Genomic DNA, 11,490 nt, shown 5'->3' on the forward strand with positions numbered 1-11,490 from the left:
ACAGTGCCGCAGCGCGCCTACAGCCCGGCGCCTGCGCGAGTTCCTTGAGTCTCGAAATACTCGCGGCATTCGTCGCGCAATTCGGTGCGGATCCAGAAGGTGAAGGCGCGTAGAAGTTTGTCGGTCATCAGGTTCGTTGCAGTTGGTACGTCCGCCGCTGCGCTCAGTGCAGCAATCCAGAGATCAGCGCCTGGACCGCGGCCGCCGTCTTGTTGGCCGCCTTCATCTTGTGCACGACGTTCTTGATGTGAAAGTTCACCGTCGGCACCGAGATCGAGAGGATGTCGCCGATCTCGCCGGCCGTCTTCCCGTCGGCGCTCCATTTCAGGACCTCGATCTCGCGCGGGGTCAGCGGGACTTCGGGCTGCGGCGCGTATTTGCGCTTCATCAAGCGCGACAGCGAGATGTGCGCGGCACCAGCCAGCGCATCTCGCGGTCCTTCTCGCGCAGTTCAAGGGCCGTCAGCACCTCGCTGGAGCGCGACAGCGTCAGCATGCCGCCCACCCGGAACCCGTCGAGACTGGACTGCGCCCAGCCGTGTCGCAGACCCTGATCCTTTGCTTCGGCCCACAGCGTCTCGGCCGAGGCAAAGAGGGCGTCGTCCCAGAGGATCGGGGACTGGTTGGACTGGCCGTGGCGAACGCTCGGATCGATCGCCAGGTAGCCTGCTGCGCTGCCCCTGCGTGGGGAGGACGACGTGGCAGCGGTAGCCACGTACCTTGCATCATCGGCAGTGGGAGCGACCGCGCCCCGGCCAGCTTGTTCCAAGTCATGCGTGGAGCGGCGTCGCAGTCTACTGAGCAAGGGGTGGACGCACCCCATGGTGCGCCACGAGATGGTGAGCTTCTATGCGACGCCGGCCTATGGTCCCGCTTGGGACAAGCCGACCGACAAGCAACTGCTTGCGATTGCCTCTGCACCTGAGGCGAACCACCGATAAAAATCAGCGCAGTCGAACGACGTTCGTTTCGTCTCGGCGAGCCTTCAACTCGTCAAACGATCCGAAGTCAGCTTCTGCAGGAAGTCCATCCATATGAGCAGTCGTGGCTTCGACGACGGCCGCAGTCTCTGCAAAGCGCGGCACCTCGGACCAGCGCATGGGCTGGCGAAGAAGATTCCTGCGCCCGATTACTGAGAGCACATTCTTGAGCAGACGCACCTGAACCTTCCGCTCTGCAGGCTGCGGAGACAGTTCGAGTTCAGGGAACTCACGGTGTGCGAAGAGAGAGCCCATGGTGTCCAGTCGTGCCAGAAAACTATACAGCAATGCGCCTCAGCGCAGCGGGTCCCATTTAGCGTGCAGGCGTGCGCTGATGCCATGCCGTAGGAGAATTACCTGCTGTCCATTTTCCTGAACAATGAGAGTGGGGTGCCTTTCAGGTAGTTCCGCTGCGTCAGGCCGCAGGCGACATACCCCTTGACAAGGTCGTCCTGCTGCCTTGGCGTGCCTCGGTGATCGGCATGGAGCGCCACACGTCCGTGTAATCCTTGCCAGCGACTCGCCTGGACAGCCGTGTCGAGGAGCAGGGGCATCACCACGAAGCGATCCTTGACGCCGAAAGACTGGAGGGCCGCCGGAGGCGTGGAACTCAGAAACCAGACGAACGTGCCCATCTCCTCGCCAGGGTGCGGATAGCCGGAGACCAGCATGGCCACACCTACCGGAACGGCGCGTCCCGTCGGAGACGAGACCGAGATCTGGAAAGCCTCGGTCAATCGGCCATGAACATCATTCAGCAAATACGAGGCCGTCAGATAGCGTGGCCAGTGCCATGACCGGTCGAGACGCGCCGGATCGGGCGCGATGTACGGATCGTGAATGAGCCGTTGCCAGTCCCCCAATTCCCGGAAGCTCGCCTCCTGGACGATGCAGTCGACCGTGCCCGTTCCCGGGCGAGCACGTGGTATGCGCTGAATGGCTTTGATGAGAGTCGAAGGCAAGTGTGGGGGGCGCGGAGCGCAGGGAAAGAAGGGACGGGGGCGGAAGGGCAGGGGAGCATAGTTGGGATCGCATTTTTCTCGCCCCCGTCCCGCCAACGCGCAGCCGGACGAGCGAACGGGGGCCGGACCGCCTGCCGGCCTGGCCGCGGCCGGCTACATTCGTCGCATGGCATCCCCCTTCACACACTTGGTCTCGGCGAGCGTGTTGCTACTGCTTGCAGGCTGCGCGATCACCAGCAGCCACAGCGTCGGTCCCAACGGACAACCCGTTCATTTCATCGACGCGATGACAGCATCCGTGGCCTATGCCAAGGCCGCCGAGCTCTGCCCGTCTGGCTACACCATGGTTGGCTCTCCAAACGTCGTTTCCCCGGTCGACTACGTGATGACCGTAGAGTGCAAGCCATTGGTCGCGCCGGCTCGAGGCCTTTCGCCGACCGTGGCACCGGCGACCGTGCGCTCCGGGCCGACAGAGTCGGCTGTCACCTCGCCAGTTCCGGCACCGGCGCGCGCGCCTGTCACGGCCCAGGGAACAGCCGGGCTGTATGCAGAGCGCGTGGCGCGTGACCTGGGGTGCAACATGCAACCTCGCAGCGTCCTGACCGCCAAGGGCCCGGGGTTCGAAAGCTACACGGTGGCCTGCTCCGATGGCGATGCGCTGGCCATACGCTGCGAGTTCGGCAACTGCAGGGCACTGCGCTGAACCGGGTCTCGACGCTTGTCGAAGGCAGGGAATCATTGATTGGGACCGCATACGTCCTCGCAAAGCCTATTGAATTGAAGAGAAGAAATGCGTGTGACGATGAAGTGGCCGCAATGAGCACCGACGCCGCGAATCTTTACGCCCGATGGTTCCAAGGCGGGGACGCCAACGCTCGATCCCTTCAGGACAACATCGAGCGTTGTACAACGGCGTACCTTGACGGCAGTCCGAAACTGCGTGGCAAGCACAAGATCACCGCGGGACAGCGCGATCAGGATTTCTGGGCAATCCTTGCTTCGCACGACCTTCCGGCCGAACTTTGGCGCTCCGAACTGCTGACTCTCGCACTGGCCCGCTACTTCGCACAAGACAAGATTTTCAATGCGACCCTCTTGTCGCGAATTGCCGATGTGGCGCCGGAGACGCTGTGCACGGCAGTGCGTCGGTCCGGTCTGGTCCTGCGCGCGGCTTCGCGCCATCGCCTTGACCTGCAGAGCGTCGCCGCCCGACACCTTGACATCGAAGAGTTGAACCGGGTGCTCGAAATCTTTTCGGTGGCGCATCTTGCGCGCACCGAGGAGGTCGCCAGGTGGCAGGAAGCACTGGCCGACACGACCCCGTTCGAACTTCTCATCCTTGCGAGCCTTTATGCCTTCGAGCACCTTGTGCCGATGGGCATGTCCTCGGCGGTTCGCCGGGACGAAGCGATGTCGGCGGAGGAGGGCGCGTGGCACGCGATCAACGACATCCTGCTCTGGAAACTCGGCACGGCTCGCCCCGAGGATCTGCGACTCGATGACGCGGCGATGGCGCCATCGCTCGCGCGCTACCTCGGGCCAGTGCTGCAGGGCGCACCGGCCGCGGGGCACCAGGTCCGAGGCGCGTTCCGCGCGTTGCTCGAAGCGCAGATCGAACTCAATGAGTTCGTCTCGCTTTCCGCGGATGCGTACAGCTATGACGACGGCATCCGGTTCGTCCGACATGGCGAGGTGCTGGATATCGAGACGGTCGATGACGACCGGCTTGCGGTCTGGGAGCGCGACAGCCGCAAGCTCGCCCGTCTGCATGAATACTGGTTTTATCGAGCCGTCGAAGAATTCGAGCGATTGCCGCTAGCCAACCGAACCCTCGGGCGCCCGGAAAATGATGAAGCCAACCTGCTGGCGTACCTGCGCGCCATCCGCACACGCCTTCGACTGACCGAGGTGTACGGCGTTGCGGAGCGCGTGACCACCGACAGCGGCGACGAGGTGGATCTGTTCCAGGCGCTGCTGTCGCTCGAGCTGACGTCGGCGTTCTTCCAGCGCGACTTCATGGAAGCTTTCATGGGGCACTACAGGGCCACTGGCAACTGGAGGGTCTCGCTCCGGCGACTGGCCGAGGACGGAGTGCGCCAAGGTTTTCAGAATCGCTTTCCGCTGACCTGGTCCCATCGTTCAGCAAGATTGCCAACATCACCGGATGGGCCGTCACGCCAGAAGCTCCCGAGGGCAACGCGGCAATGGCAGCACGGATTCTGAACTTCTGGACCAGCGATTGGAGTGCCCTCGCATCAAGGATGCGCCAGGGTACAGACCGCGAGCCGCATCCCGAACTGTTCGAACGCCCGTTCCTGAAGTTCGGGCCCTGTCTCGTTCAGCTTCCCTGGCTCGTTGGCGTACAGAACAACAGCACTGCAGCGATCAACAACCTGCGCCGGCTCGGACAGGGCCGCGGAGAGTTCGTGCGGAGACCGAGCGAATCGAGGCCAAGCTCGGGAGTGCGCTTGCGGCGCGCGGGTTCTCGGTGCGACTTAACTGGATGCCAGATCGCGCGACGCATGGCGATGCGGGAGAGGTCGACATCATTTGCGCGCTCGATGGCTTCGTGCTCGTGCTGGAGGTGAAATCTACGTTCATGCGAATGTCGCAACGCGATGCCTGGTTCCATGCCAACTCGACCTTGCGCAAAGCCGGCCGCCAACTGCAACGCAAGGTCAAGGCGGTGACGGCCGAACTGCGGGCGGAAGGCGCACTTGCCGCGGACCTCGGGCTGGAAGCGGGTGCGAAGGCATGCGAGGTGCACGGATGGATCGTCGACACCTCGATTGAATGCGACCATCAACGCTTCGCCGGGTTCCTGAAAATTTCCCTCGAGGAGATCCTCATTGCATTGCGCGACGACCGTGGCCTGCTGTACGACCCGGCCGGTCTGTTGGGCGGGATGCATCCGAGTGCGCCTGGCTCGCTGTACCCGCAAGGCTTCACATCTCGGCGGTTCATCCAGGTGGTGCAATCGCAATCGGTCTGGGACAGCATCTAATCAGACGACAAAGCTTCCGCTTCTCGCGGTCCGGCAGGGGAGGGTCACACAGGCGTATCGAGCGCGCGACGAAAAGGGGGCGAGATCACGATTTCGCCCGCGGCTTTGAGGATGTATTCAATCTCCCAAACGCGCGCTTGGTGATGTGAATGGGCTGGTCCCTCTTCACGTCAACCCGACATCCTCGACGTCATGAGTAAGCCATGGGCACAAACTTGAGGCCTCGTCGTCTCTTCCGCTCCCAATGCCGACGGCCCCCGAGCCACATGTCCCGCAGCGTGAGCTTCTCGACTGGGCTCGGCCACAGCTGCAAACCACCTCGTCACTGCTCTCGAGTCACGTTGGACATCGTTTCGCTCGCTGAAGGCTTCATCCGCAAAGGCGAATCACGGCGAAGTGGCCCTGGTCCTTGGTCACAGCAACGACCGGTCGACGTGGTATGAACGCGCCATGGATGAAATTACACAGATCGATGGCTTCGAGCCGGACTACCTGAGTCGCTGCGAGAATTGCGACTCCGCACCTGTCGTGACCGCCGTCAAGGATGGCCGGACCGTGTACCACAGCATGCGCTGTGGGCGCTGTACGTGGGGTGATGAGGGCGCGGACGACCCGACAAGATGGAACGACCTGCGCTAGCCCGGACTTTTCATCGGTAGTCGGACGCGACGCCGATTGAGACTGCGAACGGTTTTTTGTCGGGCCTTGCAAGCGATGCGGGGTACTGGATGGAGTCGTGGCCGATTTTGGACACAACGCCCCCTTACCCCCATTGTTTGTCAGCGTGCCGGGGACAGCACTGGATAAGGCTCAAGGGGCCAGCGCCTGGGCGGCGCTGAGGAACACGCTGCGCAGCGGGTGATGCGAGGCCAGCAGCACTCGCACACGGCGCGTGTTGCGCACGATGGCCGCTCCGATCTTCAGCAGCCGCACGCGGATCGTGGCCGCGGTGGCGCGCTCCAGCTCACTGCCTTTCAGGGCAAGTTCTCGAAGGCGCTGCATCAACGTGTAGGCCAACGCCGCCAGCAGCAAGCGTAGCTGGTTGGCCGCAAAGCGGTGACAACTCGCCCGCGTGCCGAACAGGTCGAGTTGCGCCTCCTTGATGCGGTTCTCGGCTTCGCCGCGGGCACAGTACAGCCGCTCATACAGCTGTACGGCATCGCCCTGGAGATCGGTCACCACGAAGCGCGGGTTGTTGCCCTGTACACCGTGCTCCAGCCGCGTGATCACGCGTCGTTCGATGTCCCAGCTGTCGGCCGCGTAGACGAACTCGTCGATCAGGCGCTGCTTGACGCCGGTGCGCGCGTACTCATCGGCCAGCATCGCCTCAGCGTACTGCACGATGCCTTCCAGCCGTGCGTTACGCGCAAGACCCACGATGTAGTTCACGCCCGAGCGTTCACACCAGCGCAGCAGGCGCTGGCGACAGAAGCCCGAGTCACCGCGCACGATGATGCGCACTTCGGGCCACGCCTGGCGCAGCCGCCGCACCAGAAGCTTGATGACGGCTGCGGCGTTCTTCGCACCGTCGATGCGGCTGCGTCGCAGCACGCACGCGAGCATGGCCTGGCCGCAGAACACGTACAGCGGCAGATAGCAGTGACGGTCGTAGTAAGCGTGGAATTCGCTGAGCTCCTGGGCGCCGTGCAGCGGCACGTCCGAGGCGTCGATGTCCAGCACCAGTTCTTCGGGAGCGATCTTCTGGCTGGCGATGAATTGCTCGATGAGCACGCCATGCAAGGCCACCGCCTGGGCTCGCGTGGCGCGTGTCTCCAGGCGACTGAGCGTGGGCGAACTGGCCAGCGCATCGACCCTTCCCACGGCCGTTTGCATCAGCAAGTCCGAGCGCAACACGTCATGGTCGTTGAGGTCTTCGTAGCCGCAGCACAGGCCGTAGATGCGCTGTGCAAGCAAGTCGCGCAGGGTGTGCGTGATGCGCGTCGGATCGCGTGGATCACCGAGCACTGCCGCAGCTGCGCGACTCAACCCGATGCGCTCATCCACGCGCCGTAGCAGCAACACGCCACCGTCCGAACCGATGTCGCCGCCCTCGAAATTGGCCTCGATGATGCGCCGACCCAAGCGCCCCAAATCCATCACCCGGTCGGCACACTTTGGCATCGGCAGTCCTCGGTTGAAATTGGCGTCAGATACCAATGTCAACGCGCTCCGGCACGAGGCTGCCGACCCTGTACTGGTGAAATTTCCGGGCTAGCGGGGCAGTCAGTGCCGTCAGTTCGGCAGCACGCCGCCGACATGCGCAGCGCGATGCCGAGATGGCCTCATCTTTCGGCTCCCGCCCTACGCGGCGTTGCGTCACCACTGGCGTCCGGCAGACGTGCTAAAATCGACGCACAATCCCTTCGCAGTGTCATTCGGTTGGCTCTCGCTTAGGGCGAAAAAACCACCTCCGGGTGGTTTTTTCATATCTGGCGATCGCATTGAGAACCACGGTCTACATCGACGGCTACAACCTCTACTATTCGCGCCTGCGCGGGTCACCATTCAAGTGGCTTGACGTGGTTGCACTTTTTCGCGATGCCATCCTCGCCGTGCAGGATCCGTCAGCGAATGTGGTGGCGGTCAAGTTCTTCACGGCGCCCATCAAGGCGTCCTACGCTCGCCACGGTGCCGATTCGGAGTCCGCTCAAAAGCGGTATCACCGCGCCCTCTTGCTCAGGCATCCCCTTCTCATCGAAGTCATCCAGGGCTTCCATATCCTCGGGACCTCGTCCCTTCCCCGTCACGTCCCGGGGCAGCCTCCGAACAAAGTCGAATTGCACCCAGTCTGGATGATCGAAGAAAAGCAGACCGACGTGAACTTGGCCTTGCACATCTATCGCGACGCCACGCGTTCGCAATGCGAGCAATTGGTGGTCTGTTCGAACGACAGTGATCTCGAGCCTGCGTTGCAGATGGTCCGTTCCGACGCCCCAGGCATCGTGATTGGGCTCGTGACGCCGCTTCGCGAAAGCGCAAAGGAGGAGGGCGTGTATTCCAACAAGCGCCTGACCGCGCTCGCCGACTGGGTGCGTCATCACATTCGGGACGAGGAGCTTGCCGCCGCTCAACTGCCGACACATGTCCCTTCCAGGAAAAAGCCAGTCAGCAAGCCGTCCCACTGGTAGGAAGGAGCACGTTGTCGCCGCGCGGTCACAGGCAATCTCTGCTTCTGTCGTGCTAGTAACGTTCTGAGCGCGGTCCATCTCGAGAGCCGGAAGTGTCTTGCACATCGGGAGAACAGGGACATGGGGGCCAAGTCGCCCGACACCATCCTCAGCGCGTCTTCATGTACGCCGCGTACAGCGACGGCTGAAGGTCACGCAACTCTTTTCGTCGAAGCACGATGTCAGCGTGGCGGCCCTGCCGCTCCAGGCCGAGCAGTTCGACCATGAGACGCATTGCGCGCTCCGGCGCGCTGTGCTGCGAGGCCTGGGCGAGCGCCAAGTGCCCCCGAAACACGGGGCGCTCGGTCAGCACCCATGCCGCAAACCAACTCAGTTCAACGATGTCGGCGCCGCCTTCCTGGATCGCGTCGACGTCGGCATTGAAGTTGGCCTCGAAACTGCGTATCAACTGGGGCAAGAGCGGGTCGGGCGAGCGCTGGGCAAGGCTTTCCAGCAGCGTGGGCGACAACCAGCCCAGCTCCGCCAAAAGCGGCCAGGTCGCGCGCAGACCGAGCAGGTGCAAGCGGGCCTCGGCCATCCAGGCGAGCGGCGTCGGTATCCGTCGCCATGATTCGATAGATGCGACTGACTGCGCCGCGTCTTCCCAGGCGCCCGCACGGAGCCAAAGGGCAGCGGCATGGTCTTGGGGGCTCTTCGCATCGAAGGGTAGCGCGCCGGCGCGTCGGGCCAAGTCTTGCCAGCTTGTCCGGAGCCAACGGCTTGCACCGCCGTGGTCGAAGACACGCTGCGCAGCAGGGCAGATGGTCAATTCCAGCATCTTGCGCGCGGCGCGCAATGCTTCGTGGTCGCCGATGGCCTGTGGCTGGCCAAGGTCACCTGCTTCAATGGACCGCGCGAGGGCCAGCAGTGCGGGCAGGCTATCGTCGGCGGGATAGTCCCGCGCAAGGCGGTCGCAGGCCGATCGAGCGCCGAGTGCGTCGCGCTGCTCGAGCGCATGTGTGACGTCGTTCCTGAGCATCACGTCGCGGCTGTCTTCGAAGATGTCGAGTTGCATCTGGTCAAGCAAGTCAAGGTCCAAGGTCTTCAACCTCCATTGTGTGGCGGCGGCATCGCGCCGCGCTGTCGTATCCCTCTCAGGATTTGCCCGAGGTCTGGGTATCGCAACTGCGTCTCCCTCGTGGCTCCAGCGTGAGGCCCTATCTGAAGTCCCGACTCGAAGCCCGCAGGCGCCCCAGCAACCGGTCGTGATTGACGAGCTTCTGAGCGACCAGCGAATGCACCCCTTTTTCGGACTGCCACATGCCCTGGACGCTGAGCAACATCGATCCCCTGAGGGCGGCGCGCTGCGCCTCGGCCACGCTCGGCCAGACGATGATGTTGACGGTGCCGGTCTCGTCTTCCAGTGTTGCGAAGATCACCCCACTGGCCGTGCTGGGCTGCTGCCGGTGCGTCACGATGCCGCTTGCGCGCACCTGCTCCTTGTCCCGAGCGTTGCGCCGAAGGTCGTCCGCCGTGCGGATGCCCCAACCAGTGAGCCTGGCACGAAGCAGCGCCAAAGGGTGGCGACGCAATGTCAGGCCCATCGACGCATAGTCGTCGGCAATGTCGACGCCCTCGGTGGGTGGGCGGAACTCGACAGGCGCCTCCAGCGTCGGCGCATCGCGCAGCACTTCGGTCGGCCGTGTCTCGACACCGATGGCTTCCCAGACCGCGTTGGCCCGGTAGCCTGCGAGGCTGCGCAGCGCATCGGCTGCCGACAGGCACCGCAGGTCGTGCGCATCCTGCCCGGCTCGCCGGCCCATGTCCTCCACACTGGCGAACGGCGACTTCGCGCGCTCGGCCATGAGACGCAACGCGACGGCTTCTCGCATGCCCGAGATCCGGGACATGCCCAGGCGCACAGCGCGCAAGGGTTCCTCGAAGCGCGCATCCCAGCGAGTGGGTGATCCCGATGTCTGCTGTGCCTGGGTCTCCTGGGTCTCCTGCGCCTCCTCCTCGAGCGTGCTGAACCAGTCGCTCACCGTCACGTCGACCGGCCGCACCACGACGCCGTGCTCGCGTGCATCGCGCACCAGTTGCGCGGGCGCATAGAAACCCATCGGCTGGCTGTTGAGCAACGCGGCAAGGAGGGCGTCCGGATGGTGGCGCTTGAGCCAGCAGCTCACGTAGACCAGCAGGCCGAAGCTGGCCGCATGGCTTTCCGGGAAACCGTAACTGCCGAAGCCCTCGACTTGCTTGGAGATGCGATCGGCGAACTCCTGCGAGTAGCCCTTGGCCAGCATGCGGCTGACCAGCTTCTGCTGATGCGGCTCCAGGCCCCCGCGGCGGCGCCACGCGCCCATGGCGCGGCGCAGCTGGTCGGCCTCGCCGGCCGTGAAGTCGGCCGCCAGCATGGCGATCTGCATCACCTGTTCCTGGAACAGCGGCACGCCCAGCGTCCGCTCGGTCGCCACCCTGATCTCGTCGCTCGGGTACTCGATCGGCTCCTCGCCGGCGCGTCGTCGCAGGTAGGGGTGCACCATGCCGCCCTGGATCGGTCCGGGCCGCACGATCGCGACCTGGACCACGAGGTCGTAGAAGCGCTCGGGCTTGAGCCGCGGCAGCATCGACATCTGGGCGCGGCTCTCGATCTGGAACACGCCCACCGTGTCGGCCTTCTGGATCATGGCGTAGGTGACGGGGCACTCGGGCGGCACGTGCTGCATGCCGAAGGGAATCCCCAGCTTGCCGGCAACCAGGTCAAAGGCGCGGTGGATCGCCGTCAGCATGCCCAAGGCCAGCACGTCGATCTTCAGCAGGCCTAACGCATCCAAGTCGTCCTTGTCCCACTGCACCACTGTGCGATCGTCCATGGCCGCGTTCTCCACCGGCACCAAGCGACTGAGCTTGTCGCGTGCAATGACAAAGCCGCCCGTGTGCTGGCTCAGATGGCGCGGGAAGCCCCGGACCTCGTTGGCCAGGGCCAACCACAAGCGGACCTCGCTCTGCGACGGGTCGAGGCCGCATTCGACTAGACAAGCATCGGTGATCCATTCCTTCTCGTTGCCATAGGCGTTCTTGGCCACGCGCTCGACAGTGTCCAGCGCAAAGCCCAACGCCTTGCCGACATCGCGCAGCGACGACTTCGTGCGGTAGGACGTGATCACGCCGGTGATGGCCGCCCGGTCGCGCCCGTACTTCCTGTAGATGTACTGCATCACTTCCTCGCGGCGCTGGTGCTCGAAGTCGATGTCGACGTCCGGCGGCTCCTTGCGCTCGACGCTGATGAAGCGCTCGAACAGAACGTTCATGCGTGCAGGGTCGACCTCGGTCACGCCGAGGCAGTAGCAGACCGCCGAATTGGCGGCCGAGCCACGGCCCTGGCACAGGATGCCGCGCCCCCGTGCCCAGTGCACGATGTCCGCGACCGTGAGGAAA

General features: G+C 63.9%; 12 protein-coding genes. 5 read left to right on the forward strand and 7 right to left on the reverse strand.

What is annotated here, in order from left to right; all coding sequences use genetic code 11:
• Positions 1-163 precede the first annotated feature (163 nt).
• The 4 genes from HB681_RS36360 to HB681_RS36375 all read right to left on the reverse strand — a co-directional run bounded on the left by HB681_RS36360 (position 164) and on the right by HB681_RS36375 (position 1,941).
• A complete protein-coding gene (locus HB681_RS36360) occupies positions 164-388 on the reverse strand; it encodes a LuxR C-terminal-related transcriptional regulator (protein WP_213959762.1) in 225 nt (74 codons plus the stop codon).
• Entirely contained in the window at positions 388-714 is a 327-nt protein-coding gene (locus tag HB681_RS36365) for an autoinducer binding domain-containing protein (protein ID WP_213959763.1), read from the reverse strand. Before HB681_RS36365 ends, HB681_RS36360 begins: the two co-directional genes overlap by 1 nt.
• 229 nt (positions 715-943) lie before the next feature.
• Positions 944-1,234 carry a hypothetical protein gene (locus HB681_RS36370; RefSeq protein WP_213959764.1) on the reverse strand — a complete coding sequence of 97 codons (291 nt, stop codon included), beginning with the start codon at positions 1,232-1,234 and terminating at the stop codon, positions 944-946.
• Positions 1,235-1,332: 98 nt separating this feature from the next.
• A complete protein-coding gene (locus HB681_RS36375; RefSeq protein WP_213959765.1) occupies positions 1,333-1,941 on the reverse strand; it encodes a hypothetical protein in 609 nt (202 codons plus the stop codon).
• A 166-nt stretch (positions 1,942-2,107) separates the two neighbouring features.
• Here HB681_RS36375 and HB681_RS36380 point away from each other — a divergent pair, with 166 nt between their 5' ends.
• From HB681_RS36380 to HB681_RS36395, 4 genes are all read left to right on the forward strand, one after another.
• Positions 2,108-2,644 (forward strand): hypothetical protein, encoded by a 537-nt coding sequence (locus tag HB681_RS36380; protein ID WP_213959766.1) that lies wholly within the window; start codon positions 2,108-2,110, stop codon positions 2,642-2,644.
• 113 nt (positions 2,645-2,757) lie between these two features.
• Complete coding sequence (locus tag HB681_RS36385) at positions 2,758-4,164, forward strand: hypothetical protein (RefSeq protein WP_213959767.1); 1,407 nt, start codon at positions 2,758-2,760, stop codon at positions 4,162-4,164.
• A gap of 280 nt (positions 4,165-4,444) precedes the next feature.
• On the forward strand, positions 4,445-4,945 hold the full coding sequence (locus HB681_RS36390) for a hypothetical protein (RefSeq protein ID WP_213959768.1): 501 nt from the start codon (positions 4,445-4,447) through the stop codon (positions 4,943-4,945).
• A gap of 450 nt (positions 4,946-5,395) precedes the next feature.
• Positions 5,396-5,584, forward strand: a complete 189-nt coding sequence (locus tag HB681_RS36395) for a hypothetical protein (protein ID WP_213959769.1) — start codon at positions 5,396-5,398, stop codon at positions 5,582-5,584.
• Positions 5,585-5,755: 171 nt separating this feature from the next.
• Here HB681_RS36395 and HB681_RS36400 read toward each other — a convergent pair whose 3' ends face one another.
• Entirely contained in the window at positions 5,756-7,066 is a 1,311-nt protein-coding gene (locus tag HB681_RS36400; RefSeq protein WP_213959770.1) for an IS1380 family transposase, read from the reverse strand.
• Between the two features lie 320 nt (positions 7,067-7,386).
• Between HB681_RS36400 and HB681_RS36405 the strand changes: the two genes are divergently transcribed.
• Positions 7,387-8,073, forward strand: a complete 687-nt coding sequence (locus HB681_RS36405; protein ID WP_256354561.1) for an NYN domain-containing protein — start codon at positions 7,387-7,389, stop codon at positions 8,071-8,073.
• Between the two features lie 148 nt (positions 8,074-8,221).
• Here the strand turns inward: HB681_RS36405 and HB681_RS37880 are convergent, their stop codons facing one another.
• Positions 8,222-9,127 (reverse strand): hypothetical protein, encoded by a 906-nt coding sequence (locus HB681_RS37880; protein ID WP_218628402.1) that lies wholly within the window; start codon positions 9,125-9,127, stop codon positions 8,222-8,224.
• Between the two features lie 142 nt (positions 9,128-9,269).
• Positions 9,270-11,490, reverse strand: a 2,221-nt coding sequence (locus HB681_RS36415; RefSeq protein ID WP_213959772.1) for an error-prone DNA polymerase, incomplete at its 5' end; no start/stop codon positions are given.

It is taken from the genome of Variovorax sp. dw_954 (genome assembly GCF_018449755.1).
GTDB lineage: Bacteria > Pseudomonadota > Gammaproteobacteria > Burkholderiales > Burkholderiaceae_C > Variovorax.